Annotated in this window: 21 protein-coding genes; 13 read left to right on the top strand and 8 right to left on the bottom strand. The window is 55.2% G+C overall.

The window, feature by feature from the left end:
• Window position 1: 1 nt before the first annotated feature.
• From AC2Q8J_RS00340 to AC2Q8J_RS00350, 3 genes are read right to left on the bottom strand one after another with little or no spacing between them, the layout of a single operon-like run.
• Window positions 2–1,120 (bottom strand): imelysin family protein, encoded by a 1,119-nt coding sequence (locus tag AC2Q8J_RS00340; protein WP_486451863.1) that lies wholly within the window; start codon window positions 1,118–1,120, stop codon window positions 2–4.
• The gene (locus tag AC2Q8J_RS00345) at window positions 1,121–2,398 is read right to left on the bottom strand and encodes a di-heme oxidoredictase family protein (RefSeq protein ID WP_486451864.1); all 1,278 of its coding nucleotides are present in this window, start codon (window positions 2,396–2,398) and stop codon (window positions 1,121–1,123) included.
• Window positions 2,352–3,581, bottom strand: coding sequence for an imelysin family protein (locus AC2Q8J_RS00350; protein ID WP_486451865.1), 1,230 nt, complete (start codon window positions 3,579–3,581; stop codon window positions 2,352–2,354). The genes AC2Q8J_RS00345 and AC2Q8J_RS00350 overlap by 47 nt, the downstream gene beginning before the upstream one ends.
• 144 nt (window positions 3,582–3,725) lie before the next feature.
• Here AC2Q8J_RS00350 and AC2Q8J_RS00355 point away from each other — a divergent pair, with 144 nt between their 5' ends.
• A complete protein-coding gene (locus AC2Q8J_RS00355; protein ID WP_486451866.1) occupies window positions 3,726–4,589 on the top strand; it encodes an HpcH/HpaI aldolase/citrate lyase family protein in 864 nt (287 codons plus the stop codon).
• Here AC2Q8J_RS00355 and AC2Q8J_RS00360 read toward each other — a convergent pair.
• Entirely contained in the window at window positions 4,586–5,617 is a 1,032-nt protein-coding gene (locus AC2Q8J_RS00360) for a YheT family hydrolase (protein WP_486451867.1), read from the bottom strand. The genes AC2Q8J_RS00355 and AC2Q8J_RS00360 overlap by 4 nt on opposite strands.
• Before the next feature lie 149 nt (window positions 5,618–5,766).
• Between AC2Q8J_RS00360 and AC2Q8J_RS00365 the strand changes: the two genes are divergently transcribed.
• The 3 genes from AC2Q8J_RS00365 to AC2Q8J_RS00375 are packed head-to-tail and all read left to right on the top strand — an operon-like array spanning window position 5,767 to window position 10,702.
• Window positions 5,767–7,938, top strand: a complete 2,172-nt coding sequence (locus AC2Q8J_RS00365) for a TonB-dependent receptor (protein WP_486451868.1) — start codon at window positions 5,767–5,769, stop codon at window positions 7,936–7,938.
• A 60-nt stretch (window positions 7,939–7,998) separates the two neighbouring features.
• Window positions 7,999–10,242 (top strand): TonB-dependent receptor, encoded by a 2,244-nt coding sequence (locus tag AC2Q8J_RS00370; RefSeq protein ID WP_486451869.1) that lies wholly within the window; start codon window positions 7,999–8,001, stop codon window positions 10,240–10,242.
• Window positions 10,243–10,297: 55 nt separating this feature from the next.
• Window positions 10,298–10,702: a nuclear transport factor 2 family protein gene (locus tag AC2Q8J_RS00375; protein WP_486451870.1), complete on the top strand. Its 405-nt coding sequence runs from the start codon at window positions 10,298–10,300 to the stop codon at window positions 10,700–10,702.
• 989 nt (window positions 10,703–11,691) lie between these two features.
• Here AC2Q8J_RS00375 and AC2Q8J_RS00380 read toward each other — a convergent pair.
• A complete protein-coding gene (locus AC2Q8J_RS00380) occupies window positions 11,692–12,729 on the bottom strand; it encodes an IS110 family RNA-guided transposase (RefSeq protein WP_486451871.1) in 1,038 nt (345 codons plus the stop codon).
• A gap of 524 nt (window positions 12,730–13,253) precedes the next feature.
• On the opposite strand from AC2Q8J_RS00380, the gene AC2Q8J_RS00385 reads away from it, so the two are divergent.
• The 5 genes from AC2Q8J_RS00385 to AC2Q8J_RS00405 all read left to right on the top strand — a co-directional run bounded on the left by AC2Q8J_RS00385 (window position 13,254) and on the right by AC2Q8J_RS00405 (window position 16,926).
• On the top strand, window positions 13,254–14,870 hold the full coding sequence (locus tag AC2Q8J_RS00385) for an RNA-directed DNA polymerase (protein WP_486451872.1): 1,617 nt from the start codon (window positions 13,254–13,256) through the stop codon (window positions 14,868–14,870).
• A 26-nt stretch (window positions 14,871–14,896) separates the two neighbouring features.
• Window positions 14,897–15,166, top strand: coding sequence for a YdeI/OmpD-associated family protein (locus tag AC2Q8J_RS00390; RefSeq protein ID WP_486451873.1), 270 nt, complete (start codon window positions 14,897–14,899; stop codon window positions 15,164–15,166).
• Between the two features lie 118 nt (window positions 15,167–15,284).
• Window positions 15,285–15,548 (top strand): YtoQ family protein, encoded by a 264-nt coding sequence (locus tag AC2Q8J_RS00395; RefSeq protein WP_486451874.1) that lies wholly within the window; start codon window positions 15,285–15,287, stop codon window positions 15,546–15,548.
• Between the two features lie 71 nt (window positions 15,549–15,619).
• Window positions 15,620–16,695 (top strand): IS3 family transposase gene (locus AC2Q8J_RS00400; protein WP_286838887.1). Its coding sequence is split into 2 segments (ribosomal slippage): window positions 15,620–15,869 and window positions 15,869–16,695, totalling 1,077 coding nucleotides; the frame shifts between segments, so codons are not numbered across the junction.
• Between the two features lie 3 nt (window positions 16,696–16,698).
• Window positions 16,699–16,926, top strand: a complete 228-nt coding sequence (locus AC2Q8J_RS00405) for a YtoQ family protein (RefSeq protein ID WP_486451875.1) — start codon at window positions 16,699–16,701, stop codon at window positions 16,924–16,926.
• 80 nt (window positions 16,927–17,006) lie between these two features.
• On the opposite strand, the gene AC2Q8J_RS00410 is transcribed toward AC2Q8J_RS00405, so the two are convergent.
• Together AC2Q8J_RS00410 and AC2Q8J_RS00415 are read right to left on the bottom strand one after the other, a co-directional pair.
• Window positions 17,007–18,557 (bottom strand): long-chain-fatty-acid--CoA ligase, encoded by a 1,551-nt coding sequence (locus AC2Q8J_RS00410; protein WP_486451876.1) that lies wholly within the window; start codon window positions 18,555–18,557, stop codon window positions 17,007–17,009.
• 82 nt (window positions 18,558–18,639) lie between these two features.
• Window positions 18,640–19,683 carry an AraC family transcriptional regulator gene (locus AC2Q8J_RS00415; protein WP_486451877.1) on the bottom strand — a complete coding sequence of 348 codons (1,044 nt, stop codon included), beginning with the start codon at window positions 19,681–19,683 and terminating at the stop codon, window positions 18,640–18,642.
• Between the two features lie 154 nt (window positions 19,684–19,837).
• On the opposite strand from AC2Q8J_RS00415, the gene AC2Q8J_RS00420 reads away from it, so the two are divergent.
• Window positions 19,838–21,046 carry an acetyl-CoA C-acetyltransferase gene (locus AC2Q8J_RS00420; RefSeq protein WP_486451878.1) on the top strand — a complete coding sequence of 403 codons (1,209 nt, stop codon included), beginning with the start codon at window positions 19,838–19,840 and terminating at the stop codon, window positions 21,044–21,046.
• A gap of 46 nt (window positions 21,047–21,092) precedes the next feature.
• Window positions 21,093–23,240 (top strand): 3-hydroxyacyl-CoA dehydrogenase NAD-binding domain-containing protein, encoded by a 2,148-nt coding sequence (locus tag AC2Q8J_RS00425; RefSeq protein ID WP_486451879.1) that lies wholly within the window; start codon window positions 21,093–21,095, stop codon window positions 23,238–23,240.
• Here AC2Q8J_RS00425 and AC2Q8J_RS00430 read toward each other — a convergent pair.
• The gene (locus AC2Q8J_RS00430) at window positions 23,237–24,172 is read right to left on the bottom strand and encodes a LysR family transcriptional regulator (protein WP_286695762.1); all 936 of its coding nucleotides are present in this window, start codon (window positions 24,170–24,172) and stop codon (window positions 23,237–23,239) included. The two genes, AC2Q8J_RS00425 and AC2Q8J_RS00430, sit on opposite strands and share 4 nt — an antisense overlap.
• Window positions 24,173–24,278: 106 nt before the next feature.
• Here AC2Q8J_RS00430 and AC2Q8J_RS00435 point away from each other — a divergent pair, with 106 nt between their 5' ends.
• Both AC2Q8J_RS00435 and AC2Q8J_RS00440 read left to right on the top strand, forming a co-directional pair.
• Complete coding sequence (locus AC2Q8J_RS00435) at window positions 24,279–24,938, top strand: histidine phosphatase family protein (protein WP_486451880.1); 660 nt, start codon at window positions 24,279–24,281, stop codon at window positions 24,936–24,938.
• Between the two features lie 45 nt (window positions 24,939–24,983).
• On the top strand, window positions 24,984–26,213 hold the full coding sequence (locus tag AC2Q8J_RS00440) for an acyl-CoA dehydrogenase family protein (RefSeq protein ID WP_204995812.1): 1,230 nt from the start codon (window positions 24,984–24,986) through the stop codon (window positions 26,211–26,213).
• Window positions 26,214–26,221: the final 8 nt, after the last annotated feature.

Consider the following 26,221-nt stretch of genomic DNA (forward strand, 5'->3'; position numbering starts at 1 on the left):
ACTAGTCTCCGTCGGCGCCGTTAAAACTCAGGGTGATACCCAGAGCATCCGGCAGGGCATTTTTTAGCAAGTCGAGTAATTGCTGTACCTCAGTATAAAGTGCGAGCAACTGAGGTTTTTGCGCTGGATCAGTCGCGGCCGAGAAAAGGTCACCCTCAACGGCCTGCGCAGCGACAATGGTTTTTTCAAAGGTGCTGGTAATTTGCTCTGCCAGCTCACTGTGCTGATGCTGCCGCAGATAGTCGTCGATCCCGTATAGTTCATCGGCCAGATAAAGGCGCTGCAACGCATTGAGGTTGCCAATAATGGCTTCGCGAGAGAAGCGGCTACGCCACCACTCAAGCAGGTACACCTGGCTTAGGCCCCGGCTGTTGGCAAAGCCCAGAGGCCGCTCAAGCTTATCGCGTTTTATCAATTCGGCACCGGCAACCAATGATTCCAAAAGCGCTGCAATGGCTTGTTGGCGGTCGGGATAAACCGGGTTTTTAGGGCCGGGCTGCGCAAAGGTGCCAAGGTAGTTTCCGTGATCGGGCAGCCAGGCTTCGTGCAGTGTTTTGCTTAACGTTTTCTGATGCTCGGCGATAGCGCTCAGCACTTGACAACGCAACGGGGCGGTTTGATAACGATCAAGCTGAGCCGCTTTTTCATCGAACAGTAAATACTCCAGCGCACTTAAGCCTTGTACCACGACGCTCGCGTCGGCGATCGTGCTGGCGGTGAAGGGGGTGGCGTCGGCATGCTCGGCGATCAGGCCCTCGAGCTTGCGAGCGACCAGGTTTTTACGATCTGGCCAAAACTGGATTTGCCAGCTTAGATTGTCTTCCATCAGGGGGCCGAAGCTTTTTACTTGCAGCCCCGACCACGCTACCGCGCTGTGTCGCCAATGTTCTTGGGCTGCTTGTAGCCCCGCGTCGTCAGGCGATTTACAAAATGCCTGGGTGGCCTGAGAAAGCTGCTTTGCCGCCAGAGCAAAATCCCGGTGAGCGGGCAGCAAGCTGGTTTGCGCAGTGTCTTCAAGCAGCTGTTGTTCGGGGGGCGGGGTGCAGGCAGCGAGCAGGCTGAAACAGGGCAGCAACAGCCACTTCCGGCAGTGTTGTATCAGGGTCGCTGGGGTAGACATTTACAGTTCCTTTAAAAATTCGAGTAGACGGGCCTGCTGTGCTTGCGATAAGGCGTTGAAACGCTGCCTCGCGGCGCGGGCTTCGCCGCCGTGCCAGGCAATCGCCTCGCGAATACTGTTCGCGCGGCCGTCGTGGAGCAGTCGGGTATTGTCCGCCTCTGCGCTGCGGATTCCAAGCCCCCACAGTGGCGCAGTGCGCCATTCTTCGGGGCGCGCTGCGCCCTCGGCGACGCCGTCATTCAGGCCGTCGCCCATATCGTGAAGCAGCAAATCGCTGTAGGGATAAATCGTGCCGCTGGCCGTGGCGAATGCCGGGCGGTGGCAGCTTGCGCAACCGATTTCGGCAAAGGTTCTGGCGGCGGGGCCATGATGGTCAGCCCTGCTGTCGGGGATCGCTAAATTGGCAATGTAGTGTTCAACCGCGCCGAGAATCTTCGGGCTGATTTCGCTGCCATCGGGCTGGTCGGCGCCAGAGGCGCGCTCACAGCGGGCGCGGGCAGCCATTCTGTCGTTCTCAGAAGCGGCCGCGCTAATTTGGTCGCAGCGGGTGGCGCGACGTATTGCACTGTCGATGCCCATGTCCTCAGCAAAGGCCTGGGCAATTTGCTCGCGCAGCGAGGCTTGGGAAGCTTTCCAGCCAAAGCGGCCAAGCTGCCCGTTATCCAGTGTGGCCGCTCGGCCGGAAACACCGTCATTGTCGCGGTCATCGACATCTTCCCAGGCCAGGATCTGGGCACGATCAATGGCGTCGAGCTTGCCCAAACCGATCAGCATGGGGGCCAAGCGTGCCGAGGCTGAAAGCTGCCGATACTCGGCGATAAGGTATTGCCGGTGGGGGCGGGGCGCATGGCGGGATACTCGCCAGGCAATTCGGCCTTCCGCTGTGAAACCGGGCAGGGCGCGGTCTTGCAGTTGGCTGCCAAACAGGCTGTCTTTCGGCAGCCTCAGTACCGTTCCAAGACCTTTTGCGGGAAGTTGGCCCTGGCCGTTGCCTGGGTGGCAGCCGGCGCAGCTTCGCGCATTAAATAGCGGGCCGAGGCCATCGCGTGCGGTTGTGGTTGCCGGTGACGACACCCACGGGCGGTGGGCAAAGCTGCGGCCGACGGCCCAGTCAAGTTGTTGCTGTGGACTCAGTTCAGGCGCTGGCCGCTCAAGGGCTGGAGTGCCCCAGCTCGATAGTGGTATCAGTGCCAGGGCGACAAGGGTGAAAAAACGGTTGCGAGGCAAGGCGTCAAATCGCGTTGGGGTTGATGCCGAGGCTTGCCGCGGCGTCTTCAATGGCGCGGGTTTGGTTTGTCAGCGCTTGCAGAATACTGCCGAGCAAGTTGCGACCCTGCGCATTGCCTGGGGCGATCAGCATATCGAATTTTTGTGGGCGCTCCGGGTGTTCGGCCACTTGCGTTAGCAACTGCAGGCGCGCCATGGTGGTACTCAGGGCGGCCGTTAATGCTTTGTCAGCCTGCGCTGACGATGCGGCAACCGCTTGGCTCAGCGAGGGGCCGCGAACCCAGCTGCCATCTATGCGCTGGTACTCGCCCTTATACACATTGCTGATGCCCAGGCCATTGTAGTAGTGGGACCAGTGCGTGTTGTCGCTAAAGCAGTCGTGCTCATCCTCGGTTGAGTTGGCTTCCAGGGCCACCTTGATACGCTCGCCACCAAGCTCGCCCAAACTCAGTGAGCCAATGCCGTAGAAGATGCGCGCCAGTGCCTGTTCGGTGGGCAGCGACAGTAATTCACGGCGATAGTTGTCGCCCTCGGCAGCCCATTGCTGGGTCATGTAGGCGAGGTCGCTAACGAGTAATTGTGTCGCGGCCAGCAAATATTGACCGCGGCGCTCGCAGTGCCCGTTTGTGCAGGCTTCACCCTTACTGAAGTCGGTGTAGGGGCGCTCGCCCGCACCGGCTTGATGGCCGTTAAGGTCTTGGCCCCAAAGCAGGAATTCAATCGCGTGGTAGCCGCTGGTCACGTTGGCGGCATTGCCGGCCAGTTCATGTAAGTCCTGTAATAACGCTGGGGTGATCGTGGTGGCGTCTATCGCGCCGCCGCCCAGTGTAATAGTGGGGTTAGCGATGATATTCATATCGGCGGCGATATTGCCCAGGCTCGCGGCGTAGCTTTGGTCCACGTAATCGATCAAGCCTTCATCCAACGGCCAGCTATTGAGCTGCCCCTCCCAGTCGTCAACCACTGGGTTGCCAAAGCGAAAGGCCTCACTTTGCTGGTAGGGGATGCGCGCGGCGACCCAGGCCTGGCGCGCCGCCATTAAGGTTTTTTCTGATGGCTCGGCGAGCAGGGCCTCAACACGACTCAGCAACGTTCGCGCTGTCGTTTCTGCATCGTCGAACACCGCGTGTGCCAAATTGGTGTAGTGCGTCACGATAGCGCGGCGATTGTCCGGCGCGGCTTGCGCAACGCTAAACTGGCACAGCAAGAGCAGTGTTAGCACATATTTAGTCATGAAGAGTCCTCAAGTTGGCGACGGTAAAGCAGCGAGATATTTTGCGCTAATTGAAAATGATTCGCAATTGTAATTCCTCTGGTCCGAGCGATCCACCGGTTAAGCCCTATGCTAGACTTGGCGTTTTTTTGCGGAGTGACCTCAATGGCGTACCTTCCCCGTCGATCAGTGTTATACATGCCTGGCGCGAATACGCGCGCCCTGGAAAAGGCGCGAAGCCTCGACGCCGATGTATTGATCCTCGATCTTGAAGATGCCGTTGCCCCGTCGCAAAAGGTGCAGGCCCGCCAGCACATTCTGGATGCGCTCGCCGAAGGTGGCTACGGGCACCGCGAATTGGTGGTGCGCGTTAACGGCTTTGATACGCCCTGGGGCCGAGAAGAAATAGCCGCCTTTGCTCACGCGCCGATCTCCGCCCTGTGCTTGCCGAAAGTGGAATCCGCCGCCGAAGTGCAGGCCGTGGTGCAGCTACTTGTTCAGGAACAAGCGCCGGAGACGCTCAAGCTTTGGGCAATGGCAGAAACGCCCAGAGGCGTATTGGCCATCGACGAGATAGCGGGCAGCCATTCGCGGCTTGAGGCCATCGTGATGGGCACCTCGGACCTGGCTAAGGAGCTTCGTGTACCGCACACTCCGGACCGGTTGGGCCTGCAGGCATCGCTTAGCCAATGCGTGCTGGCGGCGCGCGCCCACGGTTTGGATGTGCTCGATGGTGTGCATCTTAACCTCGACGATGAGGCGGGCTTTGTGCAAGCCTGTGAGCAGGGCGTGCAATTGGGCTTCGATGGCAAGACGCTGATCCACCCGAAACAGATTGCCGCGGCTAACCAAACCTTTGGCCCGTCCGAGCAACAATTAGCGCAAGCGAAAAAAATTCACCAAGCCTGGGTAGAAGCCGAGGCCCAGGGGTTGGGCGTGGTTGTTGTGGATGGCCGCCTGGTGGAGTCGCTGCATGTTGACGAAGCGCTGCGAATCCTTGCCATTGGTGACGCGCTGGCGGCGCGTTAGGTCATTGTTGCGGCTTCGGTGCTGGCAGCCTGTCGAGGCTGCTGCTTTCGCAGCTGGATGATCTCCAGCATTCGGTCATCGACCCAGCTGTCCAGCCGCCAGTTTTTAACAAAGCCGCAATGGCCGCCAAAGCGCGGCGTTTCTATACTCAGCGGTTTTACCCCGCGCAGTTGCTCGAAGTCCTCGGCAATAATCATTGGGTCATCCTGGGCCGCAATAATATGGGCGGGGTTGCTCAATGTGCTCAGCAGGTCTGCGCTCAGGGCGTAGGCGCGAAAATACTCGTCGGGTTCGTTAAACGGCGTGTGGTTGGGAACAAAATAATCGTTAAAGTCCCTCAGTCGTTTCATGCCGTGCAGTTGCTCAGAAAAGTTCAGCTCGGGGTAGAGCGCCAGTTTCTTTTTCAGCGAGCGCTTCCACTTGCGCACAAAATATTGCTCGTACACCCACCAGCCCTGCTCAATGGCCGCCATGGTTTTTACCGGGTCGACAACGGGGCATATCGCAATGGTTTGGTGAATGTGAATGCCCGCCTCGGTGGCTGCGGCAGCCAGTCGCAGGGCAAAGTTTCCGCCCAGTGAAAAGCCGGCGAGAAACTGCCAATCGTGAGGGTAGTTGGCCTGTATGGCGCGCAATGCGCCGAGCACTTCTTCAAGCAGGGTTGAATTGAAAAGCTCTCGGTTTAAATGGTGGCTGGGGCCGTGGTCGCGAAGATTCAATCGAAACACATCATAGCCAGCGCGGTAGAAGGCAATGGCGGCAGACAGCAAATAGGTCGACCGCGAGCTGCCTTCCCAGCCGTGAATCAGGGTGATTAAACCGCGACTGCGCCCCTGTTGCTGAGGGCTGTATTCACCGAGCAATTGGCTGCCATTGCCGCAGTCCAGAATCACCGACTTGCTGGCACTCTGCAATTGGCGAACCCGTGGCATCAAGCGTATTTTGCGCGGCGCCGTCGAGGCCAGCAGCGATTGCACGTGGGGGTTTTGCAGTAGCGCGGGTGGGGCGAATTCACTGGTGTGAGACATTGTTGAAACTACTCGATTTTTGCTAAGCCGAATGGACGATAGGCCGTGCTGGTTTGGAACTGCGACTATAGGCGGCTACTGGTGTAGCGCATGGATGCACACTCTGCGCTTCCAATAAATAATAAAGCAGTATGACACGGGAGATACTCATGACAAAAATTCTTGGCCGCCGTTCACTTTTGGCAACCGCAATCTGCGGGCTAATGTCGGCTGGTGCCGTTGCCAACGACCTCGCGCTAGAGGAAGTATTGGTAACGGCAGAGAAGCGCGAGAGTTCGCTTCAGGACACCCCCATTTCACTACTGGCCTTTTCCAATGAGCGTTTGGACCGCTTCGGTATTACCGATCTGGCCGACGTCGCCGGTTTAGCACCAAACGTCACCATTACACCGTTCCCCAACAGCCGCAGCTCCCTGGTTATTTTCATGCGCGGCGTGGGTAACAACGACAGCCAAACCACCCAGGATGCCGCCGTCGGTGTCTATATTGATGGCGTGTATGTGGCGCGCAGCATCGGTCTGGGTAGCGACGTTGCCGACCTGGAGCGCATCGAAGTACTGCGTGGCCCGCAAGGCACACTTTACGGCCGCAATACCACGGGCGGTGCCATTAACCTGATTACTGCAAAACCCGCTGACGAATTTGGCGTTAGCCAGAAAGTCAGTGTGGGCAACCGCGACTACTGGCAGTCGCTCACCAAAATTGAAAGCGGCAAGGTTGGTCAATTCGCCGGCAAATTCACCTACATGGAATCGGCCCACGACGGCTGGGTGAAGAACACCGGCAGTGGTGACAACTTCGGTGCCGAAGACAAAAAAGCCGGCCGTGTCGCCGTGCGTTGGGACGCCAGCGAAAACGTCACCGTTGACTACGCCTACGACTTCTCAGAAATCGAAGGCCCTCAGCAGTACTACCAGCCTACCGAGTCTTTTGTACCCGGTTTGTACCCCAATGCCAGCGATCAGCGCTCGGAAACAGGTTCGTGGTCTGGCGGCGTTAAACCCAGTAATACCGATATTTCAGGCCACAGCCTGACCGTCACCTGGGACACCGCTGTGGGTACCCTGAAGTCGATCACCGGCTACCGTGAACTGGAAGAGAGCATTGAACAGAACTACGGCGGCGGTGCGCCCGGCTTTGCTGTAAGCGTGGATATCGACCAGGACCAGTTCTCGCAAGAGTTCCAGCTGGTTGGTGATGCCGGAGCGAATATTCGCTACGTGGCGGGCCTGTACTACTTCGAAGAAGACGGCCTGGAAGAAGAGTTTGACACTGCACCAGTACCGCCTACCTTCGCAATTTTCCCCGTGGAAGACCGTACCATTAAGTCTGACGCCAAGGCCTATGCAGCCTATGGGCAGATCACCTGGTCGCCTGAAGCGCTGGAGCAACGCTTAGACGTTACTCTTGGCGGTCGCTACACCGTGGATAAGCGCTCGGCCACCAAAGACAGCAGCGTGTACTTTGTTGGCGGCGAGCAGTCGGGCAGCGATGAGTGGAGCAACTTCAACCCAAGCCTGACTCTGGATTACGCCTGGAGCGATGACCTGAGCACCTTCGCCAAAGTTGTTACTGCCTACAAAGCGGGTGGCTACAATGTGCGCAGTACCGAAGCCGGCTTCCAGCCACCCTTCGACGAAGAGAACATGACCTCTTTCGAACTGGGTATGAAGTCGAGCTGGCTGAACAATCGCATCACCGCGAATGCTTCGGTATTCCACGCCGAATATGAAGACATGCAGCTTCAGCAGGTAACCAACAATGCCACCATCTTCCTCACCGACGTTTACAACGTGGGTGAAGCTGAAATCGATGGTCTGGAACTGGACGTGATGGCTGTGCTGGTGCCCGGCTTAACCATGCAGCTGTCCTATGGTTATACCGATGCGGACTTTGTTGAGTATATCGACCAGCGCAATGGCGCGCCGACCCAGGGCCAAAACATTGCCGACCAAGCGGAAATGCCCTACGCGCCAGAGCACAATTACACTATTGGTCTGGAGTATCAGCGCGCGGTAGGCACTGGCGCCAACACCTCAATGCTGACCGCATCGCTGGACTACAGCTGGACTGATGAGCGTTATGGCACCGCCTTTAACGACGATATCGAAGGCTATTTCCTGGATGACTATGGCGTCGTCAACGGTCGCGTTGCGCTGTCAGGTATGTCTATCGGTTCCACCGAGCTGGAAGTTGCCTTCTGGGGACGTAACCTCGACGACGAGGAATACAAAGTTCACTCCATCAGTTTGGGAGCGTATCAGTCGGCCTACTTCGGCGAGCCAAAAAGCTACGGTGTCGATGTAAAACTAAGCTTCTAAGTTACACAGTTGCTTGTCCAAGCGCCGCCAGCAATGGCGGCGATTTTGTTTGGGGAATATATGTTTAGAAAAATCATAATGCCGTTCTCAGGCGCTCGTTCATTGCTGCCACTTGCGCTGGGTTATAGCCTGATTACAGGCGCCCAGGCGGATGGTCTCGCATTAGAAGAAATCCTAGTCACAGCGGAAAAAAGAGAAAGCTCACTGCAAGACACGCCGATATCGCTGCTGGCGTTTTCCAATGAGCGCTTGGAACGATTCGGCATTACCGATCTCGCCGATGTTGCGGGGTTAGCCCCTAACGTCACTATTACCCCTTTCCCTAACAGCCGTAGCTCGTTGGTGGTGTTTATGCGCGGCGTGGGTAATAACGACAGTCAAACGACTCAAGACCCTGCAGTAGGGGTGTATATTGATGGCGTGTATGTCGCTCGCAGCGTCGGTTTAAGTAGCGATGTCGCCGACCTGGAGCGCATTGAAGTGCTGCGTGGCCCCCAGGGTACGCTCTATGGACGCAACACCACCGGTGGCGCCATCAACTTGATTACCGCCAAACCCAGCGACGAGTTTGGGTTTAGTCAAAAAGTCGGTGCGGGCAACCGCGGCTTCTGGCAGTCACTCACCAAAATTGAATCAGGCAAAATCGGGCCCGTTGCGGGCAAACTCAGCTACCTTAAATCCGGGCACGATGGCTGGGTAGAGAACATCGGCGAGGGCGACAACTTTGGTGAAGAGCGCAAAGAGGCCGGCCGTGTTGCACTGCGTTGGGATGTTAGCGACAGCATTACCGTTGATTACGCCTACGACTTTTCGGAAATCGAAGGGCCGCAGCACTACTACCAAAAAACCGTCACCCTCGACCCGGTTTTCTCCACGCTGTTCCAACTCAATGCGCCTGCCAACGAAGGTCGCCAGAGTAAGGGATCATGGTGGCGCAAGGCCGATCCCAGCCGCACAGAAATCTCCGGCCACTCACTGACCGTCACCTGGGACACCGCCATTGGCCAGTTGAAGTCGATTACCGGTTATCGCGAATTGGAAGAGAGCATCACCCAAGACTACGGCTCCGGTGACAAATTCTTTGAAGCAAATGTGGATATCGATCAAGACCAGTTCTCCCAGGAGTTTCAGCTGGTGGGCGATGTGGGTGAAAGCTGGCGCTATGTGGCCGGCCTTTACTACTTTGAAGAAGAGTCCTACGAAGCGGAATTTAATCGCGGTATCGGCCTGGTGCCCGGTTCCTATGAGCCGAACGAGGACCGCCAAATTGCCTCAGAAGCGGAGGCCTCAGCGGTTTATGGACAGGTTACTTGGTCGCCCGAAGCACTGGCGCACCGTTTGGACGTGACGCTGGGTGGACGCTACACCGTTGATAAGCGTGCCGCGACCAAGGACAGCGCCATCTACTTCGCTAATGGCGAGCAGTCGGGCAGTGACGAATGGAGCAACTTTAATCCAAGCCTCACGCTGGACTACGCCTGGACAGACCAAGTCAGCACCTTTGCAAAGGTTGTTACCGCTTATAAAGCCGGCGGTTATAACGTTCGCAGCACGGAGGAAGGTTTTCAGCCGCCCTTCGACGAAGAGAATATGACCTCCTACGAGCTTGGTATTAAGTCGAGCTGGCTGGATAACCGCATGACCCTGAACGCGGCGGTTTTCCACGCCGAGTATGAGGACCTGCAAACCCAGCAAATTACTGACAACAGCACCATTTTCCTCACCGACGTGTACAACGTGGGTGAAGCCGAGATCGATGGTTTCGAAATGGACCTGATGGCGGTGCTGGCACGTGGTTTAACCCTGCAAATTTCCTACGGTTATACCGACGCCGACTTTATTGAGTACTTGGATCAGCGCGAGACCGTTGCCAGCCCGATTCCCGGTCAGAACATGGCTAACCCCGACTTCGGTAAAAACGTCGCCGACCGCACAGAGATGCCCTATGCGCCCGAGCACAACTACACCGTTGGCCTTGAATATCAGCGCCCGCTAAGCGGCGGCAATATCCAAGGCGGCGCGATGCTAACGGCTTCCGTTGACTACGCTTGGACCGATGAACGCTACGGCACCGCCTTCAATGACGATATGGAAGGTTTCAAAATGGATGATTACGGCATCGTCAATGCGCGCCTGGCCCTGTCAGACATCGCGGTGGGCGAGGGTGACCTGGAGATCGCGGTGTGGGGGCGAAACCTCGACGATGAGGAATATAAGGTTCATGCCATCAGTCTGGGGCTGTATCGTTCCGCTATTTTTGGCGAGCCAAGAAGTTACGGCCTCGATCTAAAACTGAGCTTTTAAACTATTAAAAAAGGTGGGTGCTGCCCACAAGGGCAGCGCTTTTGGGGAAGTGAATATGTCATACGGAAAGTTAGCGCTGGAAGCCAGTCGTAAATCGGGCGAATACGTGGCGGCGGGTAACCGCGAGGCGTGGCTGGCATTGTTTGCCGACGATGCCGTCGTACAAGACCCGGTCGGTGTCTCCCCACTGGACCCAACAGGGCAGGGGCACAAAGGCAAAGAGGCGATCGCCTCGTTTTGGGATATGATCATTGCCCCAGGCAGTATCGATTTTACTATCCTGAGCTCTCACCCAGCGGGCGACGAATGTGCCAACGTTGTTCATATGGAAAATACTATGCCCGGCGATATGAAAATTATCGTGGATATGGTGGTGGTCTACACCGCCAATGCCGAGGGTAAAATCACCTCGTTGAAAGCCTACTGGGACTACGATGCGGTTATGGCGCAGATGGCATAGCGACCGCTTCAGCGCAGCATCGTTATTCATTACTCATCGCTTGTAAGGATGCTGAGCTAGTCTATGCGTGAAGAACTTGCCGGTTTTATTTGTCCGCGCTGTGGTCACCCTCATGACCCGGATGCCATTAACCCCGAGGGGTTTACCTGTTGGGAATGCCCCAAGTGTGAGGCGGAAATGCGTATACATATTACGCCGGATCGGGCTCGGCGGCAGCGATATGAGAGGGATGGGGAAGGGGGCAGCTAAGCAGCCTTATTCACCTATAGCCGGTCTATCTATCTTGGTTCCGTTTTTGATTCCAAGCCCACGATGCGGAGGGGGGGATTTCGCCTGACCGGTAGGAGCGGGCCTGACCGCGACCGACCCAGCTTCGGAGCAGAGTGGTTGTAGGCGCGGTTTACCCAAAGCACTCCCTGCGGTCGCGAGGCACGCTGTCAACCGCGATGACGTTGCCTGATGGCACGGCGAAGTGCTCATTATTGTAGGTGCTGGTAGCACTGGTTTCGCCCTTGCTGGGCGACCCACTTATTTTTATGCGAAAAATAAGTAGGCAACGACAATGCGTTTTCTGCATTGAGCGCCGCTTGTCGGCGACCCGGAGGGCGAGGCATGTAATGCCGAGTAAAAGCGCACCCCGCATCACTGTCGTCGGCTGTCGCCGCCGATCCCCTGCGCGCGACGCGAGCTGCGCGGGCGCTGCGGAACTCGCTTCGCTCAAACAGTCCTCGTATATGGTCTCCTCCTCGTTTGCAAGACAACGTTATCGATAACACAAGCTAGGCTGCTCTCGTATATCCGGCCTGTTTGTGGGGCTTATCTGCCCCTGGCCTCGATGAAGATGCGCCCGTACTGTCCTAATCGCGCTTACGGCATTAAATGCCTGCGAGGACTCCAGGTTTCCAGTACGGTGGTGTGACCTTGTGTGTCATCAATATTGTTACCTTCGCAACCTAAAAAACTATTTCCTGCCCTGCCTGTAAGCGTTGTTAAGCGTGTGCTACCTGAGCAACCGGTTTCGGGGAGTAAGTTTCCCCTCGTGCGACAATGACCCAGGCAATCCTAATCAACTTATTGGCCAAGGCGACCGTGGCTTTGTTATAGCCTCGGGTCTCAACCAAGCGACTGATCCAACGGCTTAGCGGGTCATCTTTTTTATGAGCCTCGCGCACGACTGCCCTGGCACCATGTACAACTAGTGAACGGGTATATTTATCGCCCCGTTTTGTGATGCCCATTAATCGTATTTTGTCTCCGCTAGTTGCCTGCCTCGGTACTACACCCAGTGCGGCCGAGGCATCACGCCCGCGTTTGAATTGTCGCCCATTGCCCATCCAGCCTTTGACCGCGCTACTGACCACGGGCCCAAAACCAGGCAGGGCCTTAAGTCGTTTGCAGACGTCATCTTCTTTGCTCTGATGGAGCAATTGCTGATCAAACCACTCAACGTCTTCAATCCAGAAGCGTAAGCGCTGATATTCCCGGTTAAGCAGCGCTCGGAAACTAGGTGTCAAACCGTTCTCTGCATCCTCTAATAATAGCGGTAGCTGAGCACGAAGGGCCTGTTTCCCTTGAGGAAGCACAATGCCATATTCACTCAGCAGCCCCCTCAGTTGATTGGCCAAACTACGCAGCTCCTTGATTCTCAATTGCCTGATGCGGTGCAAAGCTTGGTCGTCTTGCTGTTCGACAGTCTTCACAGGGACACTGCGAACTGCTCCATGCGATAGGGCCTCGGCAATAGCCAATGCATCGTTGTAATCGTTCTTCTGGCCTCGAAGGTAGCCTTTCACATGTTGAGGGGGGAGCAGCATGACCTGATGACCATATTCACGAAAGCGCCTCGCCCAATGATGGGCACTACCACAAGCTTCCATCGCAATTGTTGCAGGCTCAAGCTGGCTCACATACTCCGCCAACTGAGCACGCGAAAACTTTCTGCGTTTGATGACTTTGCCTTCAGGCCCGAGCACTATCATGTGGAACACATTTTTTGCCAAATCGATACCAATGCGAGTATGGTTCATTGCGGTCTCCTCTGATCTCGGTCGATTGTTTGTCGCAAATCAATCATGGCACATTACGATGCCGATATTGGGTGAGGAGGAGACCATCCCATCACGCAATTCCCGCACAGCTCCCGCCGTGCTCGGCAGTGCTGAGGGGAGGGGGCGCCACGATAGAGTTTGGTGAAAATACTTGCCTCAAGCATCTAGCAAACTTATCTTAAGTGCTTAACGCAGTGATGGACGTACTGCCCCGCTACCGAAGGAACGGTGTGTTATTTCAGCAAACTCTCACCATTTCTTCTGTATACAAGGCACGGCCTGCTTAACAGGTTTTACTGCAGAATCGTAGGCCATTGTTAATGGGATTTGAGTCGATTTATTTTAGAAATAGTCCTTTACCTGCAATGGGATAGGCGCTCACTGGGCGGATGCTGCTGCGTGATAGATGGCCGCCCGATAATATTTATTATGAGGCCGAACCGGCCTCATAAGCAGGCTGTTAGAAGGCCCGTCAAATCCATCGCAAAGGATATAGTTTTAGGATGCTAAAAGAATTACTAGAAAAAGGATATTTCCCGAGCGAATTACCTGCGCCATTTACCACGCAGGACTATGCCGCTGCAATATGTGACCCTTCGTTACCTACTACTCATCCATATACCTTTGGAAGGAAAGGACCGAAATATAACTCTAAGTGCGCGGTTTTTAACTTAGCTAGAAGAGGAAAACTTAGGCGGGCTCTATCTATTCCTAATCCGATCAATTATTACCACTCAGCAAAATCCATTGCAGATAATTGGTCGGACATTGAAACTCACTATAAAAAATCAAACCAATCATTAAGTAGGCCCGTACCAGACACAAACCGTGCATTAGGCTGGGAAAAAGGGTTTTCTAAGCTTTCTGACTCTAAGCTACGAACTAGGTCTGCTTCAAAGTATCTTCTTCAAGCAGATATTAGTAATTTTTACCCGTCAATCTATACGCATAGTATTCCTTGGGCTCTACATACAAAGCCCGTCGCCAAAAGCAGCTTTGCTTTCTCTGCTAACATTGGAAACCAGATTGATGCCCACATCAGAAACTGCCAAGAAATGCAGACAAAAGGGGTTCCGATTGGCCCCGACGCTTCATTCGCAATTGCCGAAATTGTAATGACATCAATTGATGAGATGTTGGTTCCAATTGTAGGGAATAAGTATCATCGCTATATAGATGACTTTGAATTTGGTTGTAGCTCATATCAACAAGCTGAGACGACGCTGGGTAAGCTACAAGAAGTATTGGAACAGTTTGAATTAACGCTTAACTCATCGAAAACGAAAATCATTGAGTCACCGTGCCGCCTAGATCCTATTTGGCTACACGAGCTAAAGAACTACAGGTTTCGTAGTGAGCCAATCCAGCAACGAAATGATTTTCTTCATTACTTTGATCTCGTAATGGATTATCTCGGCAAATACCCAGACGATCCTATCGTCAAGTATGCCATCCTTAAGTCTTCCTCAAGGTTAATATATTCTGCCAATTGGTCTACTTACCAAAGTATCATTTTGCAGTGGGCAATTGCCGAGCCAGGGATACTTCCAATTGCATTAGATTTTATTAAGTTTTACGAAAGCAAGGGCTTTGCAATAGACAAGGACGAAGTGCAAGAAACAATGGAGTTCCTCATAACCGAACATGCGCCAATGGGGCATACTAGTGAAGTTTCGTATGCCATATTTGTCATGATTTTATTTGGCATTAACTTTTCTGCTAGCACGGTCGGTGTGCTTGAGTCGATTGAAAATCCTATTGTCGCTTTGCTCACGCTAGATGCGCAGCAACAGGGCCTTATTCCCAGCTCCCATGTGTTTGGCTTGTGGCAGTCATTGATGAATCCAACAGAGCTAAAGACTTCAAACTGGTTGCTTGCATACGAGGCGCTAATCAAAGGCTGGCTTCCATCCGCAACCGGCTCAGATTACATAAAAACCGATGATGGATTTAAGTATTTGCAAAGTAAAAATGTACAATTCTACGACCATTCGCTAATAACGTCTTATTCGCCATCAACAAAATATTGGGCGCTGAAAGATATTACACCTGAGCAGCTGAAGTACGTGCTAGAGCCTTCTAAAAAGGCGCTCCAGCCGACCTCGTACCTCGGCGGCTGAGCTTGGCGTTGATCGACGAGGGGCGAATGCGGGAACCGGGTCTGGTGCATGTTCGCGCGGCGCAGGCGGATGGACGTTGGGAAAATGCCTACGCGGTGAGTGAGATGGTGGTGCCGGAGGATTTTCTGGCGGCGCTTGAAAGTGAACCGAAGTCGAAGTCGTTTTTTGATACGCTGAATAAAGCGGGTCGTTTTGTGATTGCCTACGGTTTGATCAGTGCGAAAAAGCCGGAGACGCGTCAGCGGCGTTTTGCCAAATACATAGCCATGCTGGCAAACGAGGAAAAGCCGAAATAAGCGCAAGGCGGTCAGTGGTTTGCTGATGGCGCTTGGCTGGTCAGCCCTGATTCCGATACCATTCGCTGTTCTTTTGCGTATCACTCCATTTCTCTAAAACGATCTCAAGGCCTTTAACATGAAATTGAATGTCTATCTTTCCGGCGAAATCCATACAGACTGGCGGGAGCAAATTATCGCTGGCTGCAAGGGCAGTGGTATTACGTTTTCGTCGGCGGTGACGAATCATGAGGCCAGTGATGCCGCGGGTGATGTGTTGGGCGCGGAGGAGAATAGCTTTTGGCGCGATCACAAGTCGGCAAAGGTGAATGCGATGCGGATATCCACGCTGATCGAGCAGTGCGATATTGCGGTAATCCGCTTTGGCGATAAATATAAGTGACCTTTCCCCCGATTTTGGAACCATGACCAAGATGAGATTTCCAGTTAACCTAACGGGATGGAGATCTCAGTATGAAGAAGCGATACAGCGACGAACAAATCATCAAGGCCATCAAAGAGCATGAGGCTGGAGCCAAGGTTGAAGACATCTGTCGCAACCTGGGGATTTCAACTGGCACGTTCTACAACTGGCGTAGCAAATTCGCCGGGATGGAAGTTAACGAGGCCAAGCGGCTACGTGAACTGGAGAGCGAGAACAACAAGCTTAAGAAGTTATTAGCCGACAAGCTCCTTGAAGTTGAAGCGATGAAGGATGTGCTGTCAAAAAAGTGGTGAAGCCCGTCGGTCGCAAGCAGGTAGCCAAACACATGATCCTTGAACATCGCATCAGTGAACGAGCAGCCTGTCGATTAGCGGGCATCAGCAGGACGGCCTATCGCTATCAGGCGAGACCAAGTAACGATGGAGCTCTGAGAGCACGGCTAAAGGAATTGGCGGTTGAACAGTCTGCTTATGGCTATCTGCTTCTACATGGCCTTCTCAAAGCTGAAGGGCTAGTTGTTAATAAGAAGCGTACGTACCGGATATACACCGAAGAAGGCCTTCAGGTACGCACCAAGAAGCGGAAGAAGCTACAGCGCCCAAGGCTGCCAATGGAGGCGCCTCTGGGCATCAATCAGCGCTGGTCGATGGACTTTGTATCAGACCAGTTGACTAATGGACGACGCTTCCGAGTGCTCAATGTCGTTGATGATTATTCCCGCGAGATGGTTGGGCAATTGGTTTCCGTGTCAATTAGTGGACGGCAAGTTGCTCGCTTTCTTAGCCAATTGATCGAGGCTCGCGGTAAACCGAATATGATTGTCTGCGATAACGGCACCGAATTTACCAGTAAGGCCATGTTTTTCTGGAGCCAGGAGTCCGGAGTAAAGCTTGGCTTCATACAGCCAGGAAAACCAACGCAGAATGCTTTTGTAGAAAGCTTGAATGGAAAGTTCAGGAACGAGTGTTTAAACCGTCATTGGTTCCGGTCAATGGAGGAAGCCAGAGTCGAGATCGACCAGTGGCGGCACCACTACAACCACGTTCGACCACACAGTTCTCTGGATTATCTGCCACCTGTTGCATTTGCAAAACAGGCGGCATAACTTTTGGATAATCTCATCGGGGCTGTGGTACTAACTCTGGGGAAAGGTCATAAGCAGTGGAACGCGGCCTTTGACGCGGGGTATTGCGCGGCGAAGGGTAAGCCCTATATCACGCTGCATGGTGAGGAGATTATTCACCCATTGAAAGAGGTGGATGCCGCCGCGTATGCCTGGGCGACGACGCCTGAGCAGGTAGTGGAAATGTTGACCTACATTGTTGCTGAGTCGTAGGTTGTCCGTATTTTGAGGGGTAAAGGCTGAGCTGTCGCGGTGGGTAACTGCGTCAGCTCACCTTCATTTCAAGCCTGGCGTTAGTTAATCGCCCGTTCCTGATTTTCCCAGTAGGGCTCGCGCAGCACTTTTTTCAGAATTTTCCCGGTTGGGTTTCTCGGCAGTTCGGCAAACACTTTGAGCTGGCGAGGAATTTTGTAGCCTGCTAGGTCATTGCGTAAGAACTCGATCATCTCCGCCTCGTTTAGCTGCTTGCCCTCGGCCAGCACCACGCAGGCCAGAGGCGTTTCGCCAAAGTTTTCACAGGGAATGCCCACTACGGCAACATCGGCTACGGCTGGGTGTTGGCTGAGGGCGTTTTCGATCTCGATAGGATAGATATTTTCGCCGCCGCTAATAATCATGTCTTTAATACGGTCTCGCAGGAAAATATAACCGTGCTCGTCGATCACCGCGGAGTCGCCGGTGTGCACCCAGCCGCCGGCCAGGGTTTCGGCGGTCGCGTCGGGGCGGTTGTAGTATTCCATCATGTTGGCGTCGCAGCGGATGAGCAGTTCGCCGGTTTCGCCATTGGGTAGTGGATTGCCGTCGCGGTCGACCACTTTCACGTCAACGCCTGCTTGGGGTCGGCCGCAGGAGGCGAGCAGTTCGGGGGCGTCGTTCGCTGCGCGGCGGTGATCGTCTGCCGAGAGTGACACGACAGCGCCGCAGGTCTCGGTCATGCCGTATACCTGATAAAAGTTGCAGTCGAATACCTCCATCGCCGCTTGTAATAGTGCGCTGTTGATGGGGGAGGCGCCGTACACAATTTGCCGCAGGTGGCTGAAGTCTCGTTGGCGCAGGTCGGGCACCATATGGATCAGCGCCATGATCATCGCCGGAACCATAAAGGTGTTTTCAATTTTATAACGCTCAAGATCTTCTGCGATTTTAAAGGGATCGAAGGTCTTGTGCAGTACCACGCTGGCGCCGGATAACACTGGCAAGATCAGTGTACCTGCGCCGCCGATATGGAAGTTGGGCGCGCTAACGAGATCGCGGCCGCCAGGCCCGGACTTAACCTCCCAGGACGCGCTGGTCATGCAGTACAGCGACAGGATGTTTCGCTGGCTGAGCACCACCCCTTTGGGGCGGCCGGTGGTGCCGCTGGTGTAGAGCTGGAATAGTGCTGCCGAGCTGTCACTGCTGTTGTCGACCTCGCCAGCATCACTCAGCGAGGACAGCCACTCTGTCCAGCTTTGGTTGTGGCTGGCCAGAATATTCAGCTCGGGCTGGGCTTGTTGCACAGCGTCGCTCAAAGTGGCCAGTTCCTCGTCGGCAACAATCAGTAATTTTGCTTCGCTGTCTTGCACAACGTAGCGAATTTCTTCGGGGGCAAGGCGGTAATTTACCGCACACAACACCGCGCCAATGCGGCTGCAGGCCAGCAGCACGGTGAGAAAGTCCGGACAGTTCTGACACATGATGGCGATGCGGTCGCCGGGTTGAATGCCCCGCGCCAGTAACCCTGCAGCAATGCGGTGAGATTGCTCGGTAATGTCGCCGTAGCTGAGGACGGTGTCTTGGTAAATGATGCAGTCGCTGCTAGCACGCACACGCGCGTGATAGTCGACGAACTGGTGAATCTTCATAGCCGGAGCTCCTTGGCGTGTTATCGGTATTATTTGCTCGCGGCTATCAATGTAAAACGCCTCAGCGCGTTTTGCCAGCCTGTTATGGCAGCGGTTTGGCTGTGTCTTGCTCGGTGCTAATTGTGTTGTTGCGCCGGTATTCGCCGGGGCTGCTGCCGGTCCATTTTTTGAAAGAGCGGATAAAAGCACTGGGCTCAGAAAAGCCGAGTTGATAAGAAATACTTTTGATATCCAGCTCCGGGTCGGCGAGTAAATCGATGGCGAGGTCGCGCAGTAATTCGTGCTTGAGCTGGCGGTAGTCGCAGCCTTCCTGTGCGAGCCGTCGCCGCAGTGTTTGCGCGCCAATGCCGAGTGCCTCGGCAATGTGTTCGTAGTTGGGGAGCTGCGGCAGCGACTTCTTCAAATAGCGCCTGATCTGCTCGGTATAGCTGCCGTCTTGGTCGGGCATGTGCATGAATTCATAGGGCACCCGAGGCAGGAACTCTTCCAGTTCAGCGGCGCTGCGTACTATCGGCAGGCTGAGCAAGCGGCGAGCAAACACAAAGTCTGTATGGGCTTGGGCGAAGCGCGTTTCTGTATGAAACAGGTAGTGGTATTCATCGCGGTGGCGAGGTACGGGGTAGTGCAGGTTGACCCGAAGCAGGGGCAGCCGCGTGCCACACAACCAGCAAAAATAGCGGTGGTGCATCAACATATGCTGCTCGCAGGTCCACGATGTTAATTCAAAGCCCGGCTCCGGGCTCAGTCGATAAAAGGCGTAGTCGTCACGCTGTTGCAGGCTGACCTTGTAACCAAAGTCGAAGAGGTTGAACAGTTCGATATGTCTTTCAAATGCCTGAAGCAGGTCTTCGCTGTTGTGGGCATAGCGCATTAGCGCCAACAGCGTACCCGGTTTTTGAGGGTGTTTGTTGTAGCCGAGTGACTCGTCGCCACTTAGCTCGGTGACGGCTTCAATGAGGCGTGCGAACTGGGCCGGGCGTATGCGGGCGCGGTCGCTGGTGAGCACGCTTTCAGGAATGTCGCACTCGGCGAGCAGCGCCGATTGTTGGTTTGCCGACAGGGGCTGGCGCGCTCCGATGGCCCGCACAAAGGCGGCAGAAATCGTGCGGTGGTCACTGACACTCACTACTGTGGCGCTCCGTCATTCTTTTGTCTTGGCGCGCCAGTCTACGTCGACCTGTAAGAAAATGTCTATCGTCTGTCACAGCAGATCATTGTTCAGGCGGCCCCCCGCGTCCAATCTTTGGTGCACGATTTTCATGCAAAGTGAGAGAACCATCATGAGCAACAGTGCTTTTATCTACGACGCGGTAAGAACACCGCGTGCCAAAGGCAAAATGGGTTCGCCCCTGAGTCAGGTGAAGCCCGTCGATCTTCTTGCTGGCCTGCTAAACGGCCTGCGTGACCGCCACGGTTTAGATACCGCCTTGGTGGATGACGTAGTCATGGGCTGTGTAACGCCAGTGGGTGAGCAGGGTTCCTGTATTGCGAAAACCGCGGTGATGAAGGCGGGCTGGGATGAGTCAGTGGCCGGTGTTCAGCTGGACCGCTTCTGCGCATCTGGCCTTGAGGCCGTAAACCTGGCGGCGATGAAGATTGCCTCGGGCTGGGAAGAGCTGGTGGTTGCCGGTGGTGTGGAAAGCATGTCGCGCGTGCCCATGGGTGCCAACGGCGGCGCCTGGGGTGAAGACCCGCAAACCGCATCAGATACCGCGTTTGTTCCCCAGGGTGTGGGCGCAGACTTGATTGCGACAATGGAAGGCTTTAGCCGCGAAGACGTTGACGCCTTTGCGGTTCGCTCACAAGAGCGCGCAGCGGCGGCCCGCGAGGCCGGTTACTTTGACGGCTCGGTGATTCCGGTGAAAGACGGCAACGGCATGGTCATCTTGCAGCGCGACGACTTTATTAAGCCAGGCACCACCGTAGAAAGCCTGAGCAAGCTGAAGCCCTCCTTTGAGATGATTGGCGGCATGGGTTTTGACGATATTGCCTTGAGCAAATACCCCCACGTTGCGCGTATTAATCACGTTCACCATGCAGGTAACTCCTCAGGTATTGTCGACGGCGCAGCCGCAGTATTGATCGGCAGCGAAGCGGCGGGCGCAAAACTGGGGCTGAAACCCCGCGGCCGCGTAGTGGCAACAGCGGTTACCGGAACCGAGCCCACCATTATGTTGACGGGCCCTGGCCCCGCCACATTTAAGGTACTGGAAAAAGCCGGTATGACGATCGATCAGATCGACCTGTTTGAAATCAACGAAGCGTTTGCGTCGGTGGCGATGCGTTTCCAAAAAGACACCCAAGCCCCCTGGGAAAAGATCAATGTAAACGGTGGCGCCATTGCAATGGGCCACCCCCTGGGCGCGACCGGTGCCATGCTGATCAGCACAGTACTGGATGAACTGGAGCGTCGCCAACAGCGCTTTGGCTTGGTGACCTTGTGTGTGGGCGGCGGTATGGGTATCGCAACGATTGTTGAGCGAGTGTAAGCGCGCTGCCCTGCATTTTTCAGATTTAACAGAATAGGTAAGTCCGATGACTGGAACATTCAACTACGAAAAAGATAGCGACAACATCGTAACGGTGACTATGGACATGAGCGGTCCGGTCAATGCGATGAACGACGAATATGTAGCGCTGATGGGCGAGACCATTGACCGCCTGGAAGCGGAGCGCGAATCCATTGCCGGTGTGGTGCTCACATCTGCAAAAAGCAGTTTCTTTGCTGGCGGTGATATCAAAAGCATGCTCAGCCTGACGCCCGGTGAGGGCGAGGCAGAGATGTTTGAGATGAACCTCAAGATCAAAGGTATGCTGCGCCGCATGGAGAAACTGGGTCGCCCAGTGGTTGCGGCCATTAACGGTGCGGCGCTCGGCGGCGGTTACGAGATTTGCCTGGCCTGTCACCACCGCGTTGCACTCGATAGCAAGGCCGTGCAAGTGGGTCTGCCGGAAGTGAGCCTGGGTCTGCTGCCTGGCGGTGGCGGTATTGTGCGCATGGTGAACAAGTTTGGCGTTGAGCGCGCCATTATGCCGCTGCTGGAAGGCACCCGCTTTAATGCCAAGAAAGCACTGGAAGCCGGTTTGGTTGAAGAGCTGGCTGACGATGTGCCAAGCATGATCAGTAAAGCCAAGGCGTGGATCAAAGCCAACCCGGAGGCGATGAACCCCTGGGATGTGAAGGGCTTTAAAATTCCTGGTGGCAACGCCAAGAACCCCAAGATCACCCAAATGTTGCAGGGTGCCAACCCCATGCTGTTCCAAAAAACGCGGGGCTTGGTGCCAGCGCCCGTTAAGATTTTGGACGTGATTGCCGATGCTCTGCGTGTCGACTTCGACACCGCAATGGAAATTGAGGCGCGGGTTTTTGTTGGCTTGGTGACCACGCCAGTTGCCAAAAACCTGATGAGCTTCTTCCTGCAAATGAATCAGGTGAACGGCGGCGGCAGTCGTCCGGCAGGCATCGAGAAAACCGCTGTGAAGAAAGTCGGTATTCTCGGCGCCGGTATGATGGGGCAGGGGATCGCCTATGTGTCGGCGATGGCTGGTATTGAAGTCATCCTTAAAGATATCAGCCAGGATGCAGCAGATAAGGGTAAGGCTTACAGCGATACACTGCTGACCAAGCGTGTTGCCCGTGGACGCATGACCGAAGAGAAAAAAGCATCAGTGCTGGGCTTGATTACCCCTACTGATAATGCCGATTTGCTCGAAGGCTGCGACCTGATTATTGAGGCGGTGTTTGAGAACGTTGACCTCAAACATAAGATCACAGAAGAGCTACAGGGCAAGCTGGCTGAAAACGGCGTGTGGGGCTCAAACACCTCAACCCTGCCTATTACCCTGCTGGCAGAGCCGGCAAAACGCCCGGAGAACTTCATCGGTATTCACTTCTTCTCGCCCGTCGACAAGATGCCACTGGTGGAAATTATTACCGGTGAACAGACCTCTGATGAAACCCTGGCGCGCGCGTTTGACTACGCTCAGCAGATTCGCAAAACGCCGATTGTGGTCAATGACTCGCGTGGCTTCTTTACCTCGCGCGTATTCGCTACCTATATCGAGGAAGGGGCGCAACTCATTGAAGAAGGTGTCGATCCGGTATTGATCGAAAACCTGGGTCGCGCTGTGGGTATGCCGGTTGGCCCGCTCGCCGTGCAAGACGAAGTGAGCCAGCAATTGGCGGTGAAGGTGAGCGAAACGAATCGCGAACTGGACGAGCGCCTCGGCGACAAGTTTGCCGGAGAAACGGCCAGCTACCGCATTGCCAGCAAAATGCTGAATGAATACGGCCGCGGCGGCCGCGCCCATGGCGGCGGTTACTACGACTACCCAGAGGGTGGCGAAAAGCAGTTGTGGTCGGAGCTTTACTCGCTGTACCACAAGCCCGAGGTGGACCTGCCCGTAGACGATATTAAAGACCGTTTGCTGTTTAGGCAGATTGTTGAGTCGCTGCGCTGCTACGAAGAAAACGTGGTGAACCAAGTGGCGGATGCCAACATCGGCTCCATAATGGGCATTGGTTTCCCGCCTCACACCGGGGGTGTTTTACAGTACGTAAACACCTACGGCTTGAAAGCCTTTGCCACGCGTTTGGCCGAGCTGGAAAGCCGCTACGGCGAGCGCTTCGCTGCACCGCAAGTCCTGCTCGACAAGGCTGAAAAAGGCGAGACCTTCGCCTAAGCCGACGATGAGCTGCCGGCGTTCTCCGGCAGCTCTTTCTCTAATTCTTCGCAACACTGCACAAGCTGTTCCCGCAGCCAGTTAATGCTGGGTTCGTGGTCGGCATTTTTGTGCCAGAACATATGCAATTCCAAAGCGGCGCAGTCGAAGGGCAAGGGCTTGCTGTGCCAAGGGCCAAGTTGGGCCAGGCTCTGGGGAATGGCGGCAAGGTCATCGCTGCGAGCCAGCAGGGATGGCAGGCTGGAGTAGTGTTGCAGGCGCAGGGCGATACGCCGTTGGTGACCAAGGCTGCGCAGCGCCAGATCGATATGCCCGGAGCCGCGGCTGCGACTGGAGATGTGAATATGACGCGCGGCCAGAAAGTCCTCCAGACTCAGCTCGTGTTTGGCGAGCGGATGGTCGCGGCGCATCACGCAAACGTAGTGGTCGCGGCGAAGGGGTTTCGATACCAGCTCACTGTGGTTGATCAGCGGCGCGTCAATCGCGAGCTGCAGCTCGCCCGCCGCCAGTGCCAGCGGGATTTCCCGCCGGCGCATAAATTCCACTTCCAGGTTGATGCCGGGCGCGTGTTTGGCCAGCCGCTCCAACAGGCGAGGGAGTAGGAAGATTTCGGCCTGCTCGGTGGTATGCAGGCGCAGCGTTTGTTTTGCCGTTGCGGCATCGAATTGCTGGCGGGTTTGTACGCACTGTTCCAGACCCTGCAAGGCGTCGCGGATCGGCGTGATCAACTGCCGGGCCAGCGGTGTCGGGCTCATGCCCTGCGGGCTGCGCACGAACAATGGGTCGTCGAGGGTGTTGCGCAGTCGCGTGAGTGCATTGCTAACGGCGGGCTGGGTGACATGTAAAACACCCGCCGCGCGTGTGAGGCTGTGGTGGGTGTAGATGGCATCAAAGACGATAAATAAGTTTAGGTCGATGCGAGAGAGGTTCATATCGCTCACCTTGCTATAAGTTTCGGTGATGATAACCGATAAGAAAAATAAATTTCTTTAATTATAATCGGCTGGGTAGACTCCGTGTAGATGTTCAGGAGGCGATATGAGCGAAGTGTATGTCGTGCGGCATGGTCAGGCAGCCTTTGGCACCGATGACTACGACCGCTTAACCGAAGTTGGCTGGGAGCAGTCGCGTTTGCTGGGTGAATACTGCCACGGCCGCGACCTGCATTTTGACGCGGTCTATACCGGCAGTATGCGCCGCCACCGCGAAACGCTGGCTGGCGTGAAGGATGTGTTGGCCACGACACCCGAGGCCACCGTATTGCCGGGGTTAAACGAATATGACTTCCACTCCTTGGTTGATGCGTATTTACCCAGCCTCGACGAAGACATTGACCTGAACGACGCCCGCGATTTTTACCGCTTACTGCGCCGCGCACTGCTGGCATGGAGCCGGGGTGAAATAGCGGGCGTGAGCGAAAGCTGGCAACAGTTTGAACAGCGGGTGCGAGACACCATGACGGAAATTGGCAGCCAGCGCGGCCGCGTATTGGTAGTGACCTCCGGTGGGGCGAGCAGTGCGATATTGCGCGAGGTGCTCACCTTGGATGTAAACACCATGATCCAGTTGAATTTGCAGGCGAAAAATACCGGCATCAGTCAGTACTTCTGCAAGGCGGGCAGCTTCCAGCTAAACAGCTTCAATGGCGTTCCCCATTTGGAGCGCCCGCAGGACCGCCACTTAATTACCTATACCTAATTACCTACACCGCATTGGCCAGGGCTGCGGCCCAAGGAGAATATGATGGATTTACGACCCTCTGCTAAAGCGCAAGATCTGTTGGCGCGTTTAAAAGACTTTATGGACGCGCATATCTACCCGAATGAGAAGGCCTACGCCGAGCAGTTGGCCGAGGCCAGTAATCGCTATGCGCCAATGCCACTGATGGACGAGCTAAAAGCCAAGGCCAAGGCGGCCGGGCTGTGGAATTTGTTTGTGCCGGAGGAGTACGGCCAATACAGCGAGTGCGGCGGCCTGAGCTTTTTGGACTACGCCCCCCTGTGTGAGGAAATGGGGCGGGTGCTGTGGGCGGCAGAAGTCTTTAACTGCAGCGCGCCGGACACCGGCAATATGGAAGTGTTGATGAAATATGCCACGGATGCGCAGCGCGAGCGCTGGTTAACGCCGCTGTTGGCAGGGGATATTCGCTCGTCCTATGCCATGACGGAGCCGCAGGTGGCGTCCAGTGATGCGACCAATATTGAGCTGCGCATCGAAAAAGACGGCGACGAATGGGTGCTCAATGGTCGCAAGTGGTTTATTACCGGGGCGATGAACGAGCGTACCCAAATTTTTATTGTGATGGGTAAATCTGACCCCGATAACCCCAGCCGACACAAGCAGCAGACACAAGTGCTGGTGCCCAAAGGCACGCCGGGTATGGAGATTATTCGCCCGCTGACAACCTTTGGTTACGATGATGCGCCGGTTGGCCACGCCGAGATGCGCTTTACTGATGTGCGCGTGCCCCTGGAGAATGTGTTGCTGGGTGAGGGTCGTGGCTTTGAAATTGCCCAGGGGCGTCTAGCACCCGGGCGTATGCACCACTGTATGCGGTTGATCGGCGCCGCCCAGCGCTCCCTGGAGCTGGCTTGCCAGCGCGCGGTATCGCGAACCACCTTTGGCCGCACGCTGAGCCGTCATCAGTCGGTTCGCGAGGATATTTCGCGCAGCTTCTCTGAAATAGAAATGGCGCGCCTGCTAATTTTAAAAACCTGCAAACTGATCGACGAGCAGGGCCCCATGGCAACGGTGGATATGATTGCCGCAACGAAAACCACGGTGCCCTTGCTGGTGCAAACGGTGATCGATCGCTGCATGCAATTGCACGGTGCGGGCGGCTTTACCGAAGACTATATGATGGCAGAGGCCTTTAACTATGCGCGCTGGTGTCGTCAGGCCGACGGCCCGGATCAGGTGCACCAAATGGCGCTGGGCAAGCAGATTATCAACCGCTTTAGCGGTGAGGCATAAAAAGGAGG

The organism is Spongiibacter sp. C9W (genome assembly GCF_057370015.1).

What these genes read in the sequence shown, in the direction of transcription:
- AC2Q8J_RS00340 (WP_486451863.1), bottom strand. Translation starts at nt 1,120, where the DNA reads ATGTCTACCCCAGCGACCCTGATACAACACTGCCGGAAGTGGCTGTTG.
- AC2Q8J_RS00350 (WP_486451865.1), bottom strand. Translation starts at nt 3,581, where the DNA reads ATGACTAAATATGTGCTAACACTGCTCTTGCTGTGCCAGTTTAGCGTT.
- AC2Q8J_RS00355 (WP_486451866.1), top strand. Translation starts at nt 3,726, where the DNA reads ATGGCGTACCTTCCCCGTCGATCAGTGTTATACATGCCTGGCGCGAAT.
- AC2Q8J_RS00360 (WP_486451867.1), bottom strand. Translation starts at nt 5,617, where the DNA reads ATGTCTCACACCAGTGAATTCGCCCCACCCGCGCTACTGCAAAACCCC.
- AC2Q8J_RS00365 (WP_486451868.1), top strand. Translation starts at nt 5,767, where the DNA reads ATGACAAAAATTCTTGGCCGCCGTTCACTTTTGGCAACCGCAATCTGC.
- AC2Q8J_RS00370 (WP_486451869.1), top strand. Translation starts at nt 7,999, where the DNA reads ATGTTTAGAAAAATCATAATGCCGTTCTCAGGCGCTCGTTCATTGCTG.
- AC2Q8J_RS00375 (WP_486451870.1), top strand. Translation starts at nt 10,298, where the DNA reads ATGTCATACGGAAAGTTAGCGCTGGAAGCCAGTCGTAAATCGGGCGAA.
- AC2Q8J_RS00380 (WP_486451871.1), bottom strand. Translation starts at nt 12,729, where the DNA reads ATGAACCATACTCGCATTGGTATCGATTTGGCAAAAAATGTGTTCCAC.
- AC2Q8J_RS00385 (WP_486451872.1), top strand. Translation starts at nt 13,254, where the DNA reads ATGCTAAAAGAATTACTAGAAAAAGGATATTTCCCGAGCGAATTACCT.
- AC2Q8J_RS00390 (WP_486451873.1), top strand. Translation starts at nt 14,897, where the DNA reads ATGCGGGAACCGGGTCTGGTGCATGTTCGCGCGGCGCAGGCGGATGGA.
- AC2Q8J_RS00395 (WP_486451874.1), top strand. Translation starts at nt 15,285, where the DNA reads ATGAAATTGAATGTCTATCTTTCCGGCGAAATCCATACAGACTGGCGG.
- AC2Q8J_RS00410 (WP_486451876.1), bottom strand. Translation starts at nt 18,557, where the DNA reads ATGAAGATTCACCAGTTCGTCGACTATCACGCGCGTGTGCGTGCTAGC.
- AC2Q8J_RS00420 (WP_486451878.1), top strand. Translation starts at nt 19,838, where the DNA reads ATGAGCAACAGTGCTTTTATCTACGACGCGGTAAGAACACCGCGTGCC.
- AC2Q8J_RS00425 (WP_486451879.1), top strand. Translation starts at nt 21,093, where the DNA reads ATGACTGGAACATTCAACTACGAAAAAGATAGCGACAACATCGTAACG.
- AC2Q8J_RS00430 (WP_286695762.1), bottom strand. Translation starts at nt 24,172, where the DNA reads ATGAACCTCTCTCGCATCGACCTAAACTTATTTATCGTCTTTGATGCC.
- AC2Q8J_RS00435 (WP_486451880.1), top strand. Translation starts at nt 24,279, where the DNA reads ATGAGCGAAGTGTATGTCGTGCGGCATGGTCAGGCAGCCTTTGGCACC.
- AC2Q8J_RS00440 (WP_204995812.1), top strand. Translation starts at nt 24,984, where the DNA reads ATGGATTTACGACCCTCTGCTAAAGCGCAAGATCTGTTGGCGCGTTTA.